The 23387-nt window shown below is 58.9% G+C and carries 15 protein-coding genes; 11 read left to right on the forward strand and 4 right to left on the reverse strand.

The genetic code is table 11. From position 1 onward, the window contains the following. Positions 1–26: 26 nt before the first annotated feature. A complete protein-coding gene (locus XX99_RS03515) occupies positions 27–3461 on the reverse strand; it encodes a PAS domain S-box protein (protein ID WP_156185772.1) in 3435 nt (1144 codons plus the stop codon). A 605-nt stretch (positions 3462–4066) separates the two neighbouring features. Continuing rightward, positions 4067–5128 carry a 1,9-bis(guanidino)-5-aza-nonane synthase gene (locus XX99_RS03520; protein ID WP_050057960.1) on the reverse strand — a complete coding sequence of 354 codons (1062 nt, stop codon included), beginning with the start codon at positions 5126–5128 and terminating at the stop codon, positions 4067–4069. 179 nt (positions 5129–5307) lie between these two features. On the opposite strand from XX99_RS03520, the gene XX99_RS03525 reads away from it, so the two are divergent. The 11 genes from XX99_RS03525 to XX99_RS03575 all read left to right on the forward strand — a co-directional run bounded on the left by XX99_RS03525 (position 5308) and on the right by XX99_RS03575 (position 21684). Then, entirely contained in the window at positions 5308–6291 is a 984-nt protein-coding gene (locus XX99_RS03525) for a S1/P1 nuclease (RefSeq protein ID WP_050058100.1), read from the forward strand. A gap of 300 nt (positions 6292–6591) precedes the next feature. Next, a complete protein-coding gene (locus tag XX99_RS03530; protein ID WP_050057961.1) occupies positions 6592–8061 on the forward strand; it encodes a circularly permuted type 2 ATP-grasp protein in 1470 nt (489 codons plus the stop codon). A gap of 91 nt (positions 8062–8152) precedes the next feature. After that, positions 8153–9115, forward strand: a complete 963-nt coding sequence (locus XX99_RS03535; protein ID WP_050057962.1) for an alpha-E domain-containing protein — start codon at positions 8153–8155, stop codon at positions 9113–9115. Between the two features lie 15 nt (positions 9116–9130). Beyond that, positions 9131–10117, forward strand: coding sequence for a transglutaminase family protein (locus tag XX99_RS03540; RefSeq protein ID WP_050057963.1), 987 nt, complete (start codon positions 9131–9133; stop codon positions 10115–10117). 191 nt (positions 10118–10308) lie between these two features. Continuing rightward, positions 10309–11703 carry a glucuronate isomerase gene (uxaC, locus tag XX99_RS03545; RefSeq protein WP_375782534.1) on the forward strand — a complete coding sequence of 465 codons (1395 nt, stop codon included), beginning with the start codon at positions 10309–10311 and terminating at the stop codon, positions 11701–11703. Between the two features lie 33 nt (positions 11704–11736). Continuing rightward, on the forward strand, positions 11737–13044 hold the full coding sequence (locus tag XX99_RS03550; protein ID WP_050057964.1) for an MFS transporter: 1308 nt from the start codon (positions 11737–11739) through the stop codon (positions 13042–13044). Beyond that, entirely contained in the window at positions 13041–14312 is a 1272-nt protein-coding gene (locus XX99_RS03555) for a lactate racemase domain-containing protein (protein WP_050057965.1), read from the forward strand. The genes XX99_RS03550 and XX99_RS03555 overlap by 4 nt, the downstream gene beginning before the upstream one ends. Before the next feature lie 18 nt (positions 14313–14330). Next, positions 14331–15107, forward strand: a complete 777-nt coding sequence (locus tag XX99_RS03560; RefSeq protein WP_050058102.1) for a glucose 1-dehydrogenase — start codon at positions 14331–14333, stop codon at positions 15105–15107. A 406-nt stretch (positions 15108–15513) separates the two neighbouring features. Further along, on the forward strand, positions 15514–19290 hold the full coding sequence (locus XX99_RS03565) for a TonB-dependent receptor (RefSeq protein ID WP_050057966.1): 3777 nt from the start codon (positions 15514–15516) through the stop codon (positions 19288–19290). Positions 19291–19625: 335 nt separating this feature from the next. Continuing rightward, on the forward strand, positions 19626–20738 hold the full coding sequence (locus tag XX99_RS03570; RefSeq protein ID WP_050057967.1) for a hypothetical protein: 1113 nt from the start codon (positions 19626–19628) through the stop codon (positions 20736–20738). 28 nt (positions 20739–20766) lie between these two features. Next, entirely contained in the window at positions 20767–21684 is a 918-nt protein-coding gene (locus XX99_RS03575) for a hypothetical protein (protein ID WP_050057968.1), read from the forward strand. Positions 21685–21747: 63 nt separating this feature from the next. On the opposite strand, the gene XX99_RS03580 is transcribed toward XX99_RS03575, so the two are convergent. After that, positions 21748–22350, reverse strand: a complete 603-nt coding sequence (locus tag XX99_RS03580; RefSeq protein WP_050057969.1) for an acyltransferase — start codon at positions 22348–22350, stop codon at positions 21748–21750. Between the two features lie 30 nt (positions 22351–22380). Beyond that, complete coding sequence (locus XX99_RS03585) at positions 22381–23385, reverse strand: glycosyltransferase family 2 protein (RefSeq protein ID WP_050057970.1); 1005 nt, start codon at positions 23383–23385, stop codon at positions 22381–22383. Positions 23386–23387 lie beyond the last annotated feature (2 nt).

Genomic DNA, 23387 nt, shown 5'->3' on the forward strand with positions numbered 1-23387 from the left:
CTATTGAAGTGCCGGAGAGCGTCCATCTATCTCCGGTTTGTTGCTGCGTCTGCCACATCGTAGCGCCGCAGCATGGTGAAGACGAGGGCCTCTACTTCTTCGGGCTGCACTTTGGCTTTGGTGAGGAACTCGGTGTGGCCCAGTTTGAGCTGTTCCTGCTCAATGGCGGAGACCTCCCGGGCCGAATACACCACCAGAGGGAGATGCCGAAGCTCCGTTTGCGTGCGCAACCAGTCGACCAGCTCGAGGCCGTGTCCATCAGGCAATGCGAGGTCGAGAATGATCAGGCTGGGACGCACTTCGTGACATAGCTCCTTCGCGCGCCACAGCCGTGGGGCATAGTGAATCCCAACGCCAGCGCGTTCGAAGGTGGCGATGATAACGCGCGCCAGATCCTCATCGTCTTCTACCAGCAAGACCGAAGCCTGCTCGCCGCTGCGCTTCAGCAGCCGGGCCAACTCTGTGAGGAGTAGCGCTTCATCGATGGGCAGCGGCAGCCAGACATCCGCCGTTTCTGCGACTTTCGATTTTTCCGCCGGAGACAGAAGGCTGAGCACGACAATAGGGATGCGAGCGGTACGAGAATCCTCTTTCAATGCCTGCAGGGTTTCGAGCCCATTGCGCGGGTGATTCGAGACTCCGAGCAGGATCGCCTGGGGAGGAAAGCGATGGGCCAGTTGCATGGCCTGTTCGCGATTCTCGGCTTCAAGGATGCGATAGTCCTGTCTTCGCAGTCCCTCGACCAGTGTGCGCCGCGCCTGTACATCCGGCTCACACACCAGTACGGTTTCCGTGGTTATCGAGGCTGGCGGCAGAAGGCTGACGTCGGAGGAGGATTCCAGGCGGCTGCGGTCCGGAAGCATGACCCGGAATGTGGATCCCTGGTCAGGGTTGCGCTCTGCCCAGATGCGGCCGCCATGCTGTTGCACGATCGTACGGCAGATGGCCAGGCCGAGCCCGGTCCCGCCCTTTTGCCGGGAGTCGGACGCGTCTACCTGGTGGAAGCGGTCGAAGATGCTCTCCAGTTTGTCCACTGGGATGCCTCGGCCGCTATCGATCACGCTGAGGCTCGCGCCTTCGTTCGCGTGAACCACAAGCACGCGGATCGTCGAATCCATAGGCGAAAACTTGATTGCGTTGCTGAGCAGATTGGTGAGCACTTGCATAAGGCGGTCGGAATCGGCCTCGACGATAACCGGCTCTGCTTCGACCACGAGCTTCACCCCGGCGGCGTCAGCCATCGGCTGCATCGCATCCACCACATGCCGTGCCAGTTCGTTCACCGAGCAGGCGCGGAAGGCCAGCGGAGCGCGGCCGGACTGCATCCGCTCGAGGTCCAGGATGTCGTTGATCAATCGAACCAGCCGGTCGGAGTTGGAGACGGCGATGCGAAGGAGATTGGACGCCTTCTCGCTCATATCGCCCAGCAGTCCATGGGACAGCAGGCCCAGGGCGCCTCGAATCGAGGTCAGCGGAGTGCGCAGTTCGTGGCTGACCGTCGAGATGAACTCATCCTTCATGCGATCCAGCGCATATCGCTGGCTGATGTCGCGGAAACTCAGCACGCTGCCCACGACCACCCCCTGTTCCAACATGGGGGTCACGGCAAACTCGACAGGGAAGGTGGTCCCATTCCTGCGGGCAAAGACATCCTGCCCGGTAGTATTTTCATGCATCAGAAGGGCACGCCGCAGCCGGCATTGATCTCCGCAGGCGTCGGATCCCTGGTGGATGATGGTATGAATCGATTTGCCGATCAGGTCAGCGGGAGGCGCCCCCAACATCTCGGCCGCAGCCGGGTTGACGAAATCGACGTCGCTCTCCGGATTGGCGCCGAAGATTCCATCGCCGACCGAGTTCAGAATGAACTCCTTCTGGCGATTCAGCTCGCGTACGCGGCCTTCCTGAGCCGAGCGCGCCATAAACTGGCCGATCGAGGCGCAGACGGTCTCGACCGAGGCCATCATCTCCAGATCTTCCTGCTGGCGCTGGCGGCTGAAAAACTCCACCACGGCGATGACCTGGTTGATCGCGCGTACCGGAACGGCCCAGCCTGTCGTCAGTCCGTCCAGGCGTGCGGCGTAACGGCGATGGAAGGCCGGTTCATCGCGCAGCTCTTCGATCCACTTGAACTTACCCATCGCCCAGACTGTTCCCGGCAGTCCCTGGCCACGGCTGAAGACGCGGAAATTCGATTCCCGGGTAAATTCCTCATAGTTTCGTCCCGGCGCCGACCAGCCATATTGGTAGCGAATAAGCTCTGCCGCCTCGTCGACGACCCAGAGATTTGCCAGGTCGCACTCGAGGGGTGCGCAGAGCGCGGCCAGAACTTTGGGCAGTGTCTCGTCGGCCGAGGTCGACTCGCCGATCATCTGGTTGACGTGAAGCTGCATGCGCAGCCGGCGTTCGCGGAGGTTCTGCTGCGTAACGTCGCGGAAGATACAGCGAACCGAGACCGGCCGCCCATCCGTGTACCTGCAGCTGAGGCTGGCTTCCACCTCGACGCTTCGCCCGTCGGTGTCCTGGAGGTGCAAAAGCACGTTGTCGACGTTCTCTCCGTTGAGCGCGCGGCGAAACAGCGCTGCCGCTTCGGCTTGCACGCCAGCGGGAAACGGCGATTCGAAGCTCATGAAGCTCTGAAACCCTTCGGTGTTGATACCGAACAGCCCCTGCCACGCGGGATTTACGTACAGATATCGACCGCGCGGGCTCAGTGTGGCGATCATCTCGATCGAGCTTTCGAAGAGGTCGCGATAGCGGTCTTCACTCTCCCGCAGCGCCTGTTCTGCGCGCTTGGTCGAAGAGAGATCCATGCTGACGGCGACCAGCCCCCGGATGTCGCCTTCCGGAGACCTCACCGCACCCAGGTACACCATGGCCGGAAAGATGCTCCCGTCTTTGCGGCGATATTGCATCTCGATTCCCCGCACCCGGCTGGGAGGGAAGTTCGAAACATATTGCACGTAGCTGCTGAGGATGGATCGAGGCGAATCGCTGGCTTGCTGCGCGGAGGCTGGCCGCCGGGCAATCTGTTTGCCCACCCGCTCCATCTCGCCGGGAGAGAACAGCTCGTGAGACTGAAGCTTGCCGCAGACCTCTGCCTCCGTATATCCCAGCATACGTTCGGCGGCGGGATTGAAAATCAGCAGCCTGCCGTCCAGGTCAGTCGCCATGATCATCGGGCCCGCGGAATCCAGAATGCTTTTCTGCAATTGCGCGATCTGCTGCAGCTGGCTCTCTGCCTGGCGCTGCTTTTTGCTGGAGCGAATGCTGAACAGGGCAATGATGAGCAACGCAAGCTGCGCGACGATCCAGCAAAGGATGAACCGGAACAGCAGCGAATCTTTCAAAATGGGCAGGTGCGAGGCAGCTCGCGCAAGAATGAGCACTCCGCTTGCGGAGAGTGCAAGCGCCGCGACGAAGACGGTCGTCTGATTTTTGCCAGGTCGAAACAAAGTCACGTCGCTCGAGCAAAGAACCGCTCAATGCAACTAGGTTACCGTAGTTACCTTTGTAAGTATATGAAGCAATGACCAGGATTTAAAAAACATTCCGACATTTGTGCCAAAAGTGGACAAAATTGGTATTCGCGCAGCATACGTCAAGCGAAAATACCTAAAGTGCATGGAGCGCAGTTTGGATCGTTCTGCAGGCCGTCCGAACGGCTACATTGTCCTCGCAGTTTTTCGCTGGCTCATCTGAAGTCCGCGCTCGAAAGGGATGAGATTCGAGCGGTCTTCCCGCTGTCGGGGAGGGTCCGATTTACGTGCCGAGGTGAGGCACAGAGACCAGAACCACACAAAGGAAATGAGATACAACGCAGCCAGAAGCTCAACGGTTAACCACATGGCCCACTCCAATATAAAAACTATCAGGGTTCGGATCAGGAAATTGATGATGAAGAGCGATGTTACTGCATGGTTATCGAAGGAGACCAGCGAAAAATCGATGAATCCCGGATTGCAAATTCCTGAAGTAAATCTCCTGATTTCGGCAGGCTAAAAGCGAAGAGGCAGACCCGTGTAGGTCTGCCTCTTCGGTAATTTTTGCGGTATCGCTTTGGCTTTTACGCCGTGACCGGCTCTAACAGCCGCGACCAGCGCTTACCCTGGCGGGCCTTGAAGGCGCCCTTGTGGTAGGCGTAGCCGGTGATCAGCGGCACGGCCAGAGTGGCTTCGCTGTAGACCATCTGCTCGTAGGTAGTGTCCACCTTGCCCCAGGAGCTGGCTTCCTTGAGTGTGCTGGACGAAAGCGCGCCATCGCGGACGTCGGCGACCGTGATTTGAATCGCGTACTTGTGCATCGGAGCGTCGTTGCCGAGGATCTCCGCGGCGACCACGATGTCCTGCGCGAAGTTCTTGGGTACGCCGCCGCCGAGCATGAGAAGGCCGGTGGTGGGATTAGCAATCTTTAGCTGGGTCAATTCGTAGAAGTCCTTGGCCGAATCGATCGAAACCTTGGGCTTGTCCTGACGGGCGTGCTGATGCGCAACCAGTCCGAAGCCTGCCGAGCAGTCACTGAAGGCCGGGCAGAAGATCGGCACATCGTTCTGGTAAGCGGCATGAATGATGGAGTCGACGCCACCCTTTTCCGGAACCTTGCCCTCCTGCTCGAGATAAGCGCCCATGGCGCGGATGAACTCGCGCGAGCTATAGGGCCGGGGATCGAGGGAGTTGGCTACCTTCTCGGTGGTGTCGTCGCAGAAGCGGAGCTGTTCTTCATCGATCAGCGTGTCATAGATGCGATCGATCATATTCTCGCGCAGCATCGCGTCTTCGGTGCCCTGGCGCAGCAGGTCGTCGGCGATCCAGTGCTTGAAGCCGAGGGCCTCGAAGAAATCCTGGTCGACGATGTTGGCGCCGGTCGAAACGATCGCGTCGACCATGTGATTGCGGATAAGGTCGATAAAGATCTGCTTGAGTCCCGCGGAGACCATCGATCCGGCGAGGCAGAGAATGACGCCGCAGTCCGTGTCCAACAACATGCGCTCATAGATCGACGCGGCGCGGTGCAGGTCGCGCGAGCTGAAAGCCATGTGCTGCATGGCGTCGACCAGGGCTACGACATTGTGCTGCTTGATGTCGATGTGCTGGATTGGCTGCTTGAGAAGTTCCTGTTTCGTAGGCATAGCTCTTCAAGAATATCAAAGAAAGCCCGCGTCATTCATGGCTGAAAGATGAATTTTCGAGCGGCCGCTGTGCAGATTGAGCGCCCCGATCGTCGATGCATTCAATCCCATCAACCGGACACGATAGCGAAGTGAGAGCGGCCGGATTTTTGCCGCTCCCGGACAGTTATACTCGCCGCATGAAATGGAATGCACCCGCTCATCTGCGCCGCTTTGCCGCGCTTGCTCTGCTGCCTCTTCTTGCCGTCCCTCAATCCTTTGGCTGGGGAGATGTGGGACACCGAATGATCAACCGGCTTGCGGCCGAAAGTCTTCCCTCCGATGTTCCCGCCTTCCTGCGTTCTCCCGAGGCGGCCAGCGAAATCGAATATCTCGGACCCGAGCCCGACCGCTGGCGCTCTCCAGCTGAGGCGGAGTTGAGCACAGAACAGGCTCCCGACCATTTCATCGACCTTGAATATGCAGACATGATCGGCACGCTGCCGCGCCGCCGCTACGACTTCATCGCCGCGCTCACCGCAGCGGAGATTACGCATCCCGATTTTGCCCGGCAGCTGGAGCCGGAGCATGTGGGCTTCCAGCCTTACATCACCAACGAAGTATGGGAGAGGCTGAAGGCCGCGATGCGCGCCTATCGCGAGCTCAATTCCAAACATGAGGACACCAAGCCGGTGGAGGCCGCGATCCTCTTTTACGCGGGATGGCTCGGCCATTATGTCGGAGACGGTTCCATGCCGCTGCACACCAGTCGCGACTACAACGGTTGGGTGGAGAAGGACAATCCCAACGGCTACACCACCGACCACACCATCCACTCGCAGTTCGAGAGCGCGTTCGTGAGCGCCAACCTCAAGCCCGAAGATGTGAAGCCGCTGATCTCGCCCGTGCGTCCGGTCACCGATGAGTGGGACGCTTACATGGCGTATCTGCGCCACTCCAACTCGCTCGTCGAGAAGGTTTATCAGCTGGACAAACAGCAGGGATTCATCGGAGCGGGCACTCCGGAGGCGAAGCAGTTCACGGCCGAGCGTCTGGCTGCGGGAGCGAGCGAACTCCGCGACCTGATCGACTCGGCATGGATCGAGAGTGGCAAGCCGGTTCCGCAATGGCACGACCATGCTCCTGCAGCAGCAATGTCTGCGAAGCCGATGTCGGGAGAATAACTAGGCTCCGTCTTCGTGCGCTCAGGCCTCAAGCCGATACCGGGCGCATGGAGACGGATCGTTGTTCGATGTGGCGGCGTCGAACCACCGCACCGCGGTGTGACTGCGCATGTCTGGACGCCCGGTTCCACTCATGCTACAAAAGGGTACGTTTTTTCATCTGATCAGGCGGACCGGCGCAATCGCTGCAAGACCCCATTACTACTGAGATCTTTTTCATTTCTGTCATTGCACAGCGGCCGCTTTGCATCTGAAGGAACAAACGCAGAGGGTGAGCCGAGCTTCCCTGAATGAGAGCCGATGAGCACAACGCTGTTACGCGATGAATTCGACAACCCGTTGCTTCGCGAATATCTGCTCGACGGTGCCTTCGACGAGATGTTCGCCTCCGATGGCGCGATTCGTCCGCATTACGAGGATTTGCTGCGCGTGCTTTCTTCGTTGCCGCGCGAGGAGTTGAAGCGCCGCAAGCAGTCCGCGGACGTCTCCTTTCTGATGCAGGGCATTACCTTCACCGTCTACGGACGGGAGGAGGGCACCGAGCGCATCTTTCCCTACGATCTGGTTCCCAGGCTGGTAACCAGCGAGGATTGGGATCGCATCGAGCGCGGACTGACCCAGCGCATCACCGCTCTCAACCTGTTTCTGCACGACGTTTATCACGATGGCAAAATTCTGGCGCAGGGAGTCATTCCACGCGAGATCGTCTACAGCTGCCAGCATTTTCGCCGGCAGATGCGCGGGCTGCAGGTGCCGCGCAATGTATATGTAGCCGTCGCCGGCACCGATCTGCTGCGCCTCAACAGCGGCGAATTCGTTGTGCTCGAAGATAACCTGCGCGTGCCAAGCGGCGTGTCGTACATGCTCACCAATCGCCGCGTCATGAAGCGGACTTTGCCTCATCTCTTCCGCAGCTACGGCGTGCGTCCCATCGAGCACTACACCCAGGTGCTGCTCAGCACGCTGCGTTCGATTGCGCCGGAGGGCCGTCCCGAGCCGACCATCGTGCTGCTGACGCCGGGCGTTTACAACTCTGCGTATTTCGAGCACACCTTTCTCGCTCGCCAGATGGGCATCGAACTGGTCGAAGGCCGCGACCTGGTGATTCACGACAACATCGTCTACATGCGCACCACCGCCGGGCTCAAGCGCGTGGATGTCATTTATCGCCGCGTCGACGATGACTTCATCGATCCGCTGGCCTATCGCAGCAACTCGATTCTTGGAGCTGCAGGACTTTTCAATGCATATCGCGCCGGCAACGTGACGCTCGCGAATGCCTTCGGCACCGGCGTCGCCGACGACAAGGCTCTCTATGCCTACGTGCCGGCGATCATTCGCTATTACCTCAACGAAGATCCGATCCTCAATAACGTTGAAACCTACCTGATGACCGAGAAATCGCAGCGGCAGCATGCGCTTGAAAATCTGGACAAGCTGGTGGTCAAGGCGGTTGGCGAATCGGGCGGATACGGCATGCTGATCGGCCCGCACAGCTGCGCCGCGGATCGCGAAGAGTTTCGCCGGCGCATCGAGGCGCATCCTCGCAACTACATCGCGCAACCCACGCTGGATTTCTCGCGCTCACCGTGCCTGCAGGAAGACGGCAGCATCGAGCCTCGGCATGTCGACCTGCGGCCCTACATTCTCTACGGAGACAAGGTCACCATCGTACCCGGCGGCCTGACCCGCGTGGCCTTGCGGAAAGGATCGCTGGTGGTGAATTCGTCGCAGGGCGGGGGAAGCAAGGACACCTGGGTTCTGAGCTAAGGGACGCAGAAAGCCGACGTCTGAGAAGTCAGACGTCGGGCAACGGAATTGTTGGCGCATTGCAAGTGATTTGTCGCAGCGGGAGATACGATTGCTTTCACGAGTTGCAGACAGCCTTTACTGGACCAGCCGCTACCTTGAGCGCGCCGAGCATACGGTGCGCATGGTGGATATCAACCTCGGCCTGATGCTGGATAAATCGCAGGTGAGCGTGGAGCGGCGCTGGCAGCGTGTGCTTGCAGCGCTGGGCACGCCCCACGATCTGGAATGGAATGACGATGTCTATTCGCTGGTCTATACGCTATGTTTCGACGGCTCGCAGCCTGCGTCGGTGACGGCTTGCATCTACGGGGCTCGCGAGAACGCGCGGCAGATTCGCGAAGAGATAAGCAGCGAGCAATGGCAGCGTCTCAATCGGCTCTTTCACGACATCTCGCGTCTGAAGCCGCCTTCGCCTTCCGACACGCAGCTTTCGGAATTTCTTCCTGCGCTGATCGACGGCGTGCATCTCTTTCAGGGAGTCACCGACACCACGCTGAGCCATGGCGAGGGGTGGCAGTTTCTGCAGGTAGGCCGCTTTCTGGAGCGGGCGTCGGCAACCGCCAAGCTGCTCGACATCTATCATCGCGATGTCTTCTCGCAGGCCGATGAGTCGGTCGATGCCTACGAATATCTGGAGTGGATCGGGCTGCTCCGCACCTGCACCGCGTTCGAGGCCTATTGCAAGGTCTACACGGCGGACCTCACCTACGAGCGCATTATCGAATTCCTTTTGCTCGATCCGGAGTTTCCGCATTCCATTCGCTACTCCATCGACCGCCTGCATCAGTCGCTCGACGCCATCCAGAGCGAAGGGCGGGGACTGCATGCAGCGGAGCTGATGCGCGTCTCCGGCAAGCTCAAGGCTTCGCTCGCCTATGCCCAGATCGCGGAGATCCTTGCTCAGGACCCCGGCCGCTACATGCGCCGCATTCTCGACCAATGCCGCCTGATTCATGACCTCATTTATGAGGTCTATATCCAATACTCGGTGCAAACCGCGCTCGCAATGTAAAATGGAGGCCGCAACGTGCTCTTCTATTCCATCCGGCACCTGACCAAATTTGTCTACAGCAAGGCCGTCAGCGAAAGCGTGATGGAGGTGCGCATGCATCCGCGCAGCGACAGCAATCAGCGCTGCCTTACCTTCTCGCTTTCCGTCAGCCCGCGCTGCCGCGTATTTTCCTATCGCGATCACCTCAGCAACAACGTGCATCACTTTGACATTCCCGGCCAGCATGGACAGCTTGTCGTCATTGCCGAGTCGCTGGTCGAATATCAGCCACTGGCGGATATTCCTTCCTTCCTTGCGCCCGACGCATGGGGCGAGCTCGACTCGATGGTGGCCGAAGGCGATTACTGGGAGATGCTTCTGCCCAGCGAATTCGCCACGCCCACGCCTGCTCTCGAAAAGCTTGCAGCTGGTCTTGGCGTCCGGCGGCGTGACGATCCGATGATGCTGCTGCGGGAGATCAACAACAGTCTTTACGACTACTTCAGCTATTCGCCGCGCACCACGCGCGTCGATTCGCCGATCGACGAGGCGCTGGAATCGCGGCAAGGGGTCTGTCAGGACTTCGCCCACATCATGATCACGCTGGTTCGCCAGCTCGGCATTCCTTGCCGCTACGTGAGCGGATACCTTTACCATCGCAAGGGCGATCGTGACCGTTCGACCTCGGACGCCACCCATGCCTGGGTCGAAGCGCTTCTGCCCCATCTCGGATGGGTAGGCTTCGATCCGACGAATGCTTTGGTCGCCGGCGACAGGCATATCCGCACTGCTCTGGGTCGCGATTATGCGGACGTCCCGCCGACCAAAGGTATCTTTCTCGGACGCACTGCCAGCGATCTTTACGTGGCGGTGCAGGTCTCGGCGTCGGAAGAGCCTCCGGCGCTGGATCAGGATCTACCCATCCCCGAAGACTGGTCGATGCTGGTGGAGAAGGCTCAGGCGCCTCCTCCTCCGCCCGCTGAACCGTTGTTGCAATTACAACAGGCTCAGCAGCAGCAATAGCGGCTTACGGTTGCGGCGAGGTTGGTCGCTCCATGTGCGAGGTGGCGTAAGGATCTTCCAAAAATCGCCGCCGACGATCCGTCGGGCGCGTTCACGTGGATGTATTCTAGTGGTCGGACCACTTAACGCCCCGATGAGTGTAGGCTATTTTGTTGGGCCGTCAAACAAATTGACAGAAGGTGAGCAGGACCGTGACTCTGATTCATCCAGACCGCCTTTTTCCCGCCGATCCGGGGACGCGGGCCATCGCCCGGCAGCTATACGACAGCATCGCTGGGCTGCCAATCGTGAGTCCGCACGGCCATACCCAGGCCTCATGGTTTGCGCGTAACCAGCCCTTCCCCAATCCCGCGCAACTGTTCGTGCAGCCGGACCACTACGTCTTCCGCATGCTCTACAGCCAGGGCGTTTCGCTCGCTGATCTCGAAATCGGGGTTGCCGAGATGAAGGATCCGCGTAGAGTCTGGCAGATATTTGCGGACCACTACTATCTCTTCCGCGGAACGCCCACCCGCATGTGGCTGGACTACGCCTTTCACGAGCTTTTCGGGTTGAGCGAGCGGCTTTCCTCCGATAATGCCGATTTTTACTACGACACCATCGCCGAGAAGCTGGAGGCGCCCGAGTTTCTCCCGCGCGCTCTCTACGAACGCTTTGGCCTGGAAGTGCTGGCCACCACCGATTCGCCGCTCGATTCACTGAGCGATCACCGGGCGATTCGCGACTCCGGCTGGAAGGCTCGCATTCTGCCCACATTCCGTCCCGATCCTGTCGTCGATCCCGATTTCGCCGGTTTTCGCGAGAACATTGCGAAGCTTGGAGAGCTGACCGGAGAGGACTCCGCGACGTGGAAGGGCTATCTCCGCGCGCTGGAGAGATCGCGTGCCCGCTTTAAAGAGCTTGGCTGCACCGCAACCGATCACGGCCATCCCACGGCGCGTACCGCGGCTCTCTCGCCTCAGGCGGCGGCAGAGTTGTTCGCCGCCGTTCTGCGCGGTGATGCCGATGCGCATCAGAAGGAGCTCTTCCGCGCGCAGATGCTCACCGAGATGGCGCGCATGAGCGTCAACGACGGTCTGGTCATGCAGATTCATCCCGGAAGCTCGCGCAATCACAATCGCAAAATCTACGAGCGTTATGGAAGAGATGTGGGCGCGGATATTCCCACCTCGACCGAGTATGTGGAGGCGCTCAAGCCGCTTCTCGATCTTTACGGGAACGAAGCCGGCTTTCGAGTGATTCTCTTCACTCTCGACGAGTCGGCCTACAGCAGGGAACTCGCGCCGCTGGCCGGCCATTATCCCTGCCTGCGACTGGGGCCTCCCTGGTGGTTCCACGACAGCCCGGAGGGGATGCAGCGATTCCGCGAGATGGCGACGGAGACGGCGGGCTTCTACAACACGGTCGGCTTCAACGACGACACACGCGCCTTCCTGTCGATTCCCGCGCGTCACGATGTGGCGCGTCGCATGGATTGTGGATTTCTTGCCAAGCTGGTTGTCGAGCATCGCCTCGGCGAAGACGAGGCCTTCGCAGTCGCGCGCGATCTTACGTACAATCTGGTGCGCGATGCCTATCGGCTCTGATTTCTTGCAGGACATGAAGATGCGGGGACTTCGATGAGCTCTATCGAGAATACGGCGGAGATCGAAGAGCCCAGCGGACTGGGCGGCGGGCGCATGGGACGCGTCCGCTGGACCATCTGCGCCATGCTGTTTTTTGCCACGTCGATCAACTACATGGATCGCCAGGTGATCGCGCTGCTCAAGCCGACCTTGTCGCACACCATCGGCTTGACCGAGATCAAGTACGGCTACATCGTAGACGCGTTCCAGCTGGCCTATGCGCTGGGCCTGCTGGTCGCGGGACGGCTGGTGGATAAGATCGGCACGCGCGTCGGCTACATCGTGGTGATGGGCATCTGGAGCCTCTCCGCGATGGGCCACGCGCTGGCCAGCACCGCCTTCGAGTTCGGGATCGCGCGCTTCTTTCTCGGCATCGGCGAGTCCGGCAATTTTCCCGCCGCAATCAAGACGGTCGCGGAGTGGTTTCCGCAGAGCGAGCGGTCTTTAGCCACCGGCATCTTCAATTCCGGCGCCAACGTGGGCGCGGTCCTTGCTCCTCTGATCGTGCCGTGGGTGACGATTCGCTTTGGCTGGCGAGCGTCATTCCTGACCACGGGTATCTTCAGCCTCATCTGGATCGCCTGGTGGTTCAAAAACTACCGCAAGCCAACCGATCATCCCACGTTGACCGGCACTGAGCTTCGACACATCTACAAGGAAGCGGCCACGCAGATGGGTCCGAGTGTGCCGTGGGTGAAGCTGCTGGGATATCGCCAGACCTGGGCGTTTGCACTTGGCAAGTTTCTCACCGATCCGGTGTGGTGGTTCTATCTCTTCTGGCTACCGTCCTTCTTCAGCTCACGATTTCACCTCGATCTCTCGCATCTCGGGCTGCCGCTGATCATCGTCTATAACATGTCGGCCGTGGGCAGCATTGGCGGCGGCTGGCTACCTTCGCCCTTTCGCAAGCTGGGGCTTTCGCCCGAGGGCGCGCGTCTTGCGGCGATGCTGTTCTGCGCGTGCCTCGTGATTCCGGTCTTCACCATCGGCACGCTGAACTCCGAATGGATGGCGGTTGCGGTGCTGGGTATCGCCGCCGGTGCGCACCAGGGGTGGTCGGCGAATCTCTTCACTACTGCGTCGGATATGTTTCCGCGCAGTGCAGTGGGAGCTGTGGTCGGCATCGGAGGAATGGCCGGTTCGGTAGGAGGAGCGCTGCTGGCCTTTTTCACCGGGCATATTCTTGAGCGCACCCATAGCTATGGATCGCTCTTCGTGATGGCGTCGAGCGTCTATCTCATCGCCTTACTCTTGATGAATGTGTTGGCGCCGAAGTTGAAGAAAGCGGAGTTTGCGGTATGAGCCTTTATCTCGCGCAGGGATCTCCCGACGCGGAGTTTACGCCGGAGGAGCTGAAGGCGCTTCTCTTTGAAGCGCTGGGCAAGCTTGGTGCGCGCAAGCGCGTGCTTGCTGTGCCTCCTGACCAGACGCGTTTCCATTCGCGTGCCGGCGAACTCACCGGCTTCGCATGGGAATACTACGGTGAGCATCTGGCCGCGATTCTGCCTGCACTTGGCACGCATGCCGCTATGTCTCCAGAACAGCTGACGCGGATGTACGGAGCGATCCCGCACCATCTGTTTCATGTTCACAATTGGCGCTCCGATGTGGAGACGCTGGGTGAGGTGCCCGCGGAATTTATCCATGAAGTATCGGAAGGCAAGCTGAACTACGCGTATCCAGCTCAAGTGAATCGCATGATCTCGCGCGGCGGATACGATCTCGTGCTCTCGATTGGCCAGGTGGTGCCGCACGAAGTCATCGGCATGGCCAATTACAACAAGAACATCCTGGTGGGTGCGGGCGGTGTCGACGGCATCAATCGCAGTCACTACCTCGGCGCGGTATATGGCATGGAGCGCATCATGGGACGCGCCGAGAATCCAGTCCGCGCGGTGCTCAACTATGCTGCCGATCGCTTCCTCGGCGATATTCCTATCGCGTATGTGCAGACGGTCGTCGGCCGTGCTCCGGATGGAAGCCTGGCGCTGCGTGGGATCTATGTGGGCGACGATGCGGAGTGCTTCCATTTGGCCGCGGAACTCAGCCTCAAGGTCAACTTCGAGATGCTGGACCAGCCGATCCGCAAGGCTGTCGTCTATCTCGACCCGCACGAGTTTCACAGCACCTGGCTGGGTAACAAGGCGATCTATCGGACGCGGATGGCGCTCGCCGACGACGCCGAGCTGATCGTCCTCGCACCGGCGGTAGAGGAGTTCGGTGAAGATCCGACCATCGACCGGCTGATCCGCAAATACGGCTATCGTGGAACGCCGGCCACGCTCGATGCAGTGAAAAACAATGCCGATCTTGCGGCCGACCTGAGCGCCGCAGCCCACCTCATTCACGGATCGTCGGAAGGCCGCTTCAAAATTACCTGGTGCCCTGGGAAGTTGACACGTGAGGAAGTGGAAGGTGTCGGCTTTCGCTACGGTGAGTTGGGTCCGATGATGCAGCGATACAACCCCGAAAAGCTGCATCACGGCTACAACAACGTCGATGGGGAAGAGATCTTTTTTATCAGCAATCCCGGACTGGGTCTTTGGGCCTATCGGGGAAGATTCGAATAGTCACTACGAAGGATGATCATGAGTTTCGCTGCGCTGAGTCTGGAAGGAAAAGTTGCCGTAGTCGTGGGAGGCACGTCGGGAATCGGACGCGCCATCAGTCTGGGTTTGGCCGATGCCGGCGCGGATGTGGTTGCATCGGCTCGGCGTATGGAGCAGGTGGAGAGCACCGCCGCCGAAGTTGAAGCGAAGGGCCGGCGCACTCTGCGCGTGTCGTCCGATGTTGCCGATCGTGCGTCGCTCCAGAACCTGCTCGACCAGACTGTCAATCAACTGGGCAAGGTGGACATCCTGGTGAATTGTGCTGGCAGGATCAAACGCGCTCCGACGCTCACTTTCGATGAATCCGAGTGGGCCTCGATTCTCGACACCAACTTGACCGGCACGCTGCGCGCCTGCCAGATCTTCGGCAAGCACATGCTCGACCGCGGATATGGCCGCATCGTCAACATTGCCTCTCTTAACACCTTTGTCGCGCTGAACCAGGTCGCGGCTTACGCCGCGAGCAAAGCTGCTGTAGCCTCACTCACGCGCTCGCTCGCAGTGGAGTGGTCCATCCAGGGCGTGCTGGTGAATGCCATCGCTCCGGGAGTTTTTCGGACCGCGCTGAACGCCGATCTGCTGGACAACACGCCGCGCGGCAAGGAGCTGCGCATGCGCACTCCAATGGACCGCTTCGGGCGCACCGAGGAGGTGGTGGGCGCAGCCGTCTACCTGGCCTCCGATGCTGCATCGTTTGTCACGGGACAGGTGCTGGTGGTCGATGGTGGTTTCCTGGCCAGCGGAGTAAACCAGTAGAGCAATACGGAGCTCCCGGGGAAGTATCCGCTGACCGACTTAACTCTTGCTCATGTATGAGTTATGCGACGCCCTCGCTGCCCGGCGAGGGCGTTGCCGTCTATGCCGATCCGCAATAAGTCCCGAGCCTGCTATCGGCTTTTCTTATCCTCGAAATAAAAGAAATTACTGACGCAGGCTTTGCGAGAGCTCGGGGCGGTGAAGGGAACGTGATCGTACCCCGAAAACCTTTCTCTATTCCCGGTTCTGGTAGTTTTTTATTGCTTTTGTAAACTCTCCTGCTACAAAATAAGGCACTCGCCCCGGATACGCGGTGGCGCAGTCCACTTCCAGAACACACAAGAAGAAACAATACTGCTGCGGCAGTCGCACTTTCCATTTGCGCTGATTTTGTTGGAGGAGTTTTGTGACCAGACGTTGTTTCGCCCTCGCCTTCCTGTTTTTCTTCTTTATCTCAAATAGTTTTTCCCAGAATGCGACAACCTCTCTGCGGGGCATCGTCAAAGACCCCAGCGGGGCTGTGGTGCCGGGTGCAACGGTCAGCCTGAGCAACAGCGCGACCGGCTATGCGATTTCTGTGATGTCGAACGGCGCTGGGGAGTATCGGCTGGCACCGCTCCCCCCCGCCCAGTACACGATTACAGTTACCGCCAACGGCTTCGGCAACCAATCGAAAATCGCAGAATTGCTGGTTGATCAGCCGGCGACCGTCGATTTCATCCTGACCGTCCAGGCGTCGCAGCAGGTCATCAATGTTTCGGCTGAGGCGCAGACCCTGAATACGACCGATGCTTCCTTGGGCGGGTCGATGGGAAATACGATGATTCAAGCGCTTCCCAGCGAAACCCGGAATGTCCCCGATCTGCTTTCCCTTCAGCCGGGGGTCTTGTATCTGGGGCCCCCCGCGAATCCCCAGGTGCAGGACAGCCGCAATGGGTCGGTGAATGGCGGCCGCTCCGACCAGGGCAACATCACCCTCGACGGCGTGGATGACAACGATCAGATCAATGGCTACGCCTTCACCGGGGTGTTGCGCGAGACCCAGGACTCCATCGAGGAGTTTCGCGTAACCACCGGCAATGCCAATGCTGACGCGGGGCGCTCCTCGGGCGCACAGGTCAGCCTGATTACCAAGGCGGGCACCAACAAATTTCATGGCGCCGCTTATGAATACAATCGGCCCACGATTACCGTTGCGAACAACTGGTTTAACAAGCAGGCGGAGCTCAACAGCGGCGAATCCAATATTCCCGGCAAGTTGATTCGTAATATCTTCGGCGCCGACCTGGGCGGTCCCATCAAGAAGGACAAGCTTTTCTTCTTTGTCAATTACGAAGCATCGAGAATCGCGGAAGATGCGCAAGTCACGCAGACTACGCCGACTGCCTCCTACCAGCAGGGTTTGTTGAATTACACCTCTGGAGGCCAGACGGTGACGCTGTCGCAGGGGCAAGTATCGCAGCTCGACGCAGCCTGCACGGCCAACGCTGTTTGCCCCTGGGGACCCGGCGCCGATCCTAATGCATTGGGATACTTTGCATCGATGCCGGCTGCGAACGGTTCGAACGAGGGAGATGGCGGTTATAACAGCGGCTCCTATTCGTTCTCGTCGCCTAATCCGGTCAGCCTGAACACCATGATTGCGAAGATCGACTACACCCCGAACGCCAAGCACCACATCTTTGTACGGGGCAATCTGCAAAAGGACACCACCGGCGAGCCGGAGCAGTTTCCCGGCCAGGGCCCTGCCTTCGTTTTTGAGGACAACACCAAGGGCATCACCGCTGGAGAGACGTGGAGTATCAACTCCAACATGGTGAACGATATTCGCTACGGATATATTCGCCAGGGAAATGGCAGCGTCGGGGTGGGAACTGGCGATTATGTCGATTTTCGCTTCCTGGCCAGCCCCACAGCGGAGACGCGAACCACAATTGCCAGCGTGCCGGTCAACAATATTGTCGACAACTTCAGCTGGAATAAAGGCAAGCACAACATACAAGTAGGGGGGAACTGGCGGCTGGTTCATCAAAACCGGATCTCCAATTTGAACTCTTTCAACGGAGCCAGCACCAATCCCTATTGGTTCAGCTCCACTCCACCGCCACAGCCAACAGGCATCGGGGCGCCCGCAGTCGATCAAGGTTTTTCGAACTCCTACCAGATCGCCTATTCGAATCTGGTTGGCAATGTTCCAGAAGTCACAAACCTGTACAACTACCAGATCACCAGCGCCACCTCCGGAACGCTGCTTGCGGACGGAGCTGCTCTTGATAGGCATTTCAAGGCTAATGAGTATGAGTACTACCTGCAGGACTCCTGGCGGGTGAAGTCGAATTTGACGTTGACCTTTGGCATCCGTCATTCCCTTCTTCAAACTCCATGGGAAACCAGAGGGCAGGAAGTCACCCCGACCATCGATACTCACGCCTGGTATCAGCAGCGAGAAGCCGCTGCCCTCAAGGGCCAGGTTTACGAACCGAATCTCGACTTCTCTCCGGCTGGCCCGTTTTACAACCGGCCCGGATTCTGGCCGAAATCGAAGAACAATATCGCGCCGCGTTTTGCCGTGGTCTATTCGCCCGATACCAAAACCTCGATTCGCGCTGGTGCGGGAATCTACTATGATCACTACGGCGAGAGCCTGGTCAATATTTTTGACCAGGAAGGGTCCTTTGGTATCAGCAGCCAGCTGACCAACCCTGCCGGTGTCTTCAACTATGAAAACGCTCCGCGTTATACGGGACGCAACACTATTCCGTTTAGCAACGGCGTAGGCGCCCCATCAATTACTTACCCTTATGCGCCTCCTGCCGGCGCAGACAATGGTTTTCAAATTACCTGGGGCCTGGATAGCAAGCTGAAGACGCCGTACTCGGAAGCAATTGATTTTTCCGTGCAGCGGGAGTTGCCGGCTGGCTTTACCCTGGAAACCGCCTACGTAGGCCGTTTGGGACGGCATCTGCTCCAGAGCCTGGATCTGGCTGAGCCGACCGACTTCGTCGACCCTTCCGGCGGAGGCGATTACTTTTCTGCAGGCAGTGCGCTCTCCCATTTGGTGGATGTGAACGGGGGAAACAATCTGGCCACGGTTCCGGCAATTCCATACTTTGAAAACGTGTTTCCGTTTATGGCCAACAACGCAAATGTAGCAGTCTACGACAATAACGGAAATCAGATCTACAGCGGCGCTGGTCACTCCGCAACCCAGAATATCTATACCGCAGAGTGGGCGCCTGACCGTGCTAATTTGGGCGCTACAACTGGGTTAGCCAATATCGACTTCTATTGCGACTATAGCTGCCCGGCGGGATATCAATCGAAGTTCTGGCAGCAGCAGTTTTCCTCGCTCTATGCGCTATCGACTATCGGCATGAGCTACTACAACGCGGGGCAGATCACCTTGCGTCATCCCAGCAGCCACGGTCTGCAGACGGACATCAGCTACACCTACTCACGTTCGATTGATATGGGTTCCGATGCCGAACGTAATACCGAATTCACGGGCACCGGTTCTGCACTCGCCACTAACCTGTCTAAAGTTTCCAGTTCTATCTTGAATACCTGGAAACCCTATCTAAACCGAGCTGTCTCCGACTTCGACACTACGCATCTGCTGACTGTCGACTGGGTCTATCAACTACCGGTGGGACGAGGGCAGCATTTCGCCGCAGGAGCCAACGGCATCGTCAATGGGTTCATTGGAGGATGGGAGTGGTCTGGGATCACGCGCTCGACCAGCGGCTTGCCTTTCTCTCTCTCTGAACCCGGCTTTACCACGAACTGGCAGCAGGAGAGCTATGGAGTGGTCACCACCAAGGTGCCGTTGCACCGGCACTTTGACCAGAATGGAAACCCACAATTCTTCGCCGATCCGGATTCCATCAATAATGGTCTGGCTACTGGAAGTCCGGTTCGCCTGCCGTATCCGGGCGAAGCAGGGGAACGAAACAACTTCCGCGGCGATGGATACTTCGATCTCGACTCAGGCTTGTCGAAGTCCTGGAAGCTTGCGGAATACGGCACACTCAAATTCGCATGGGAGGTATACAACGTGACCAACACCGTTCGGTTTGATCCCGCAAGCATCACAAACGGGCTGACCGGTGGAAGTCTCGGGGTAGCTAGTGCGCTGCTTACCACCCCGCGCCGTATGCAATTCGCACTGCGCTACGATTTTTAGTCTGCATAGTTTGAAATCGGCGCCGGAGATCTTCTTGATCTCCGGCGCTTTTCTTTTGCGGAAGCCCGATTCCAGCAAATCCAACTACATGTAGGCGTGCTTTTGCGGAGAATCCGGCAAAAAGAGGGAAGAAAACCCTTGGTAACCAGAATAGTTCGTGCAATGATTACCGAAGTCTCCCCCTTAGCTTTAAGTAAAAAAAATCCTGAAAACGACGATAGGACTATATCGTTCGCCAGGAAAATTGCGATTGTTTCCTCTCGGTATCAAGGAATTGAACTGGCGAGGAGCGACGCAGGGCCCGTTCGCACCATCGATCGGTAGGTTGGAGAGCCGTGCAAACTACAGGAAGCCTAGTTCTCTCGCGATCTGTTTGCTACGCCGTTCTCGGCGCTCTCGCGATCGGTCTCTTAGCCGCCTCGAGCGCAGGGTCCGGCGCCGACGTGTGGTCTGCTGCGCGATCGACCCTGGATACGGCTCAGGGATTTCATCTTGCACCATTGCTGGTTTCAGCCAAGGTTTCTGCGGGAGTTTTGCGCGAGCAGCTGCATAATACCTGGCTGTTTCTGTATGTCTTTCTCGTTGTGTGGATCGTGGTTTTGGCCTGGGGCCTGTTGGAACGGCGGCGCCTTGAGCTGGGAGTCGGACGTCGCGAGGTGTATTGGATGGGATGGATGAGTTTGTCGGTAGTTTCGACCGCCGTGATGTATGGGCTCGGAACCAACGGTATCGTGGCGCGCCGTTTTCCGAAGACAGTGCCCGTCTCTGATGCGCTGGCGGTTGGATTTGTCCTCGCGCTGCCCATCTTCGCGTGGAGTCGCATGCAGCAGCGCCGCGAGTTGAGCCATCAAGATGAGAGCTTGTCGCCGCGCCCCCGAGCTGGCTACACCACGCTGCGCCTGAATGAAATCGATGCTCCGAAGCCGGCTTATGCTGGCTTGGAAGAACCCCCGCAGGAAGGACTAACCTTGTCCACTTTTCAAATGCCCTCCCCCGACACCACAGCGATTGCCAACATCGACAGATTGCTGGAGTCGACCATGCTGACCGTTTCGCCGAAGCCCGAACCGATTGCCGCCCCGGTGCAGACAAGTCTGGCCGCAGTTCCATCGCCTGCAGTGCTGGCTGTCGAATCGATTGCTTCCTCCGCGCCTCCGGTCTCCACTAAGGAAGACTTTCGCGGCCGTCTGAATACACTGAACGAGGCGTGGCAGCGGATCGAATCGGCAGGGCTGGAGATCGATCAGTGGTTCGATGCGCAGCGTCGCGAAGCCCTCGCGCGTTTGGAGATGCACCCAGGTGCTCGCGGGACCGACGTGGCTACCTCTCCGTCAAAAGACTTTCTGAACGAGAAGCTTGCTGCGGTCGATGCGGATTGGGCAGCGATTCATGGGGCGGCTCGCGAGATCACGCGCTGGTTCGGCGATTCTCCGGTTGAGAAGAGTTAATAAAAATAGGCAAGAACGAGGCGGTTCCATGAAGCAAAGCATATTAAGTCGAGGAAGTGGACTTACCGGGCTCGGATGGCGTATCGGCGCTACGGCCGGACTGCTTTCGCTTTGCGTCTTGTCCACTGTGCGAGGCGCCTCCGGCGCATTCGAAGGAGCAAGCCTTCCGGTTGCAGATCTGACTGCGCAAAATGGCATGGTGACCGGAACCATGCGGCTCATGGGAAACCGGTTCCTGCTCTACAACGGGACGAAGTTGGAATCGATGGCCCAGGGCATGGAAGTGAATTTCGAGCGCGGCGGATCGATGCTGCTGTGTCCGCGCTCCCAGCTGCAGATCCTCGCCGCCAGTCAGAGCGCCGGTATGATGCTGGCCTTTCAGGCGGGCGGCGCGCAGCAGCCATTCCCGCTCAAGATGGGCGACCAGGTCATTACTCCGGACTGGCGCGTCGAGCTCACCAGCGACAGTCGCCAGGGAGATATGGGGCTGGTGCAGGTAGTCACCAACCGGCATGGGGATCTTTGTCTGCAAGGGAGCTCGCAGCAGGGCTCCTACTTTCGCGTGAGCCAGCTCATCGGCGACGAATCGTTTCGCGTGGCGGGCGGCCAGAGCGAGCGGTTCGTCGATGGAAAGATGGAAACCTCCGCTGAAGGATGCGGCTGCAATGCCGAATTCGCGACCAAGAGCGAGATGGCCAAAATCAATGGCCCAGATTCCACGGCCGATTCCGGACCGCCGGCGCCCCCAAACTATGCTCCCGCTGCGCGAGAGACGCTGGTCGCGGCCGCCGGTCCCGTGCCAAGAGCAGCGCCACAGCTTTCTCCGGCTGAGACGGCGGCCGCACCATCCAGGGACAATACTGCAACGGTGAAGCCGCCTCGCAAACATCCTCAGGATGTTGCCGGGTACGTAGGCTCATTCGTTCATAGGATCTTTGGCCGATAGACCGATCGGTCGGCCAGACGCAGCGTGGCGCAATTTCCCGCGCCACTTCCCTGGCAGGCCGGCTCAACTCTGGAGCGAGTTTTTTCTTGCAGCGATCGGTACGGCAGGCACGCCTGCTACTACAGTACCGGCGGGAACATTCCGCGTGACAACCGCATTCGCGCCGACAGTGGCTTCATCGCCGATGGTGACTCCGCCGACGACGGTGACCCCGCGGCCGATCCATACCTGATTCCCGATTGTGATGGGCTTTGCAGAATGTCCTGCATCGCGAATGCTGGCGCTCTCGCTGCGCACGTGATTGGCATCGCGGATTCCAGAGTATTCACCGATCAGAGTGCCGGCTCCGATAGTGACGCCCGACATGGCCACGATGTGCGCACCTCGCGAGATCACGCATCCGTTTCCGATGCGGATCGCGGCGCCTTCCTGGGTCTCAAGGTGAACATCGGGATAGAAGAGAACATCCTCGCCTATTTCGATATTGCGCGTGCCGAAGACGCTGATCTTGCCGAGCAGCACCACCGATGCGGGCAGCGGACGCGAGAGGTCCGCGGAGAGTGAGGCATGGGCATAGATGCGCGACAGATTCACGCGCAGCGGCCGACTGATTCGCAGCAGAATTGCGAGGGGCGAGCCAAGCAGGATTTTAAGCGCGCGCTTCATTGTGGTCCCCAAAAGACTGCCACGGCGAGACTACCACGGCCGTGGTGGCGAGACGCGTCCGCCGCGCGTCTCCTGCCACGCCCGCTGCATGAGGACAGCCAAATTGCGATATTCCCGGGCGCGCGCCTTCCGCCGCGGATCTTTGCTGAAGGAGTTGCGCAGAGCTGTCAACCGGTAGAGAGTCTGTTCCATCGCTTTCGTGAGCCATACTTTGGCGCCGTGGTGTTTGCGATAGTAGAGCAGCGTGCTGCGCATGCGCCAAAGGACCAGCTGCGCGCCGGTCGAGGACATCTCCAGCGTCTTCACCTGGCGCGACGACTCTCCGCCGATGTGGATGACATTAATATCCGGCCAATACCAGACCTGATAGCCGGCGGCCTTGATGCGGCGGCAGAGATCGACCTCTTCGCTGTAGAGAAAAAAAGCGGGATCGAAGAAGCCGACTTTATCCAGCACGTCAGACCGGATGATGGAGAAAGCTCCGGGAACCCAGTCGACTTCGCTGGGGACGGACTGATCTGCCCAGGTGCAATCGAAATATCCGAAGACGCGCGATTTTGGATAACGAGCGGCAAGACCGGTCATGACGCTGAGGTCGCTCAGCAGACCGGGAAACATGCGCGCCGAGGGCTGCCAGGAGAAATCGCGTCCGACCAGCTTGCCTCCCGCGAGACCTGCTCTGGGGTTTTCGTCCATGTGCCGAACGGCGAGGCGCAATGAGTCGGGGCACAGAAAGGCATCGGAGTTAAGGAGCACAATGTATCGCCCCCGGGAACCTTCGAGAGCAGCGTTGTTGGCAGCTCCAAAACCGAGATTGACGTGACTGCGGACCAGGCGCACATGGGGGAAGTCCCGCTCGACCATCTCCGGTGATCCATCGACGGAGTTGTTGTCGAGAATCGAGATCTCAACATTGAGACCGGCCGATTCTCGCTCGATTGACTCCAGGCACTCGCGCAGCACAACACGGGTGTTGAACGAGACGATCAGGATCGAGACATCGGGCTGCAAAGACTCCGAGAGCGCATCGACCATCG

The sequence above is a fragment of the Silvibacterium bohemicum genome, from assembly GCF_001006305.1.
In the GTDB taxonomy this organism is placed as follows: Bacteria; Acidobacteriota; Terriglobia; order Terriglobales; family Acidobacteriaceae; genus Silvibacterium; species Silvibacterium bohemicum.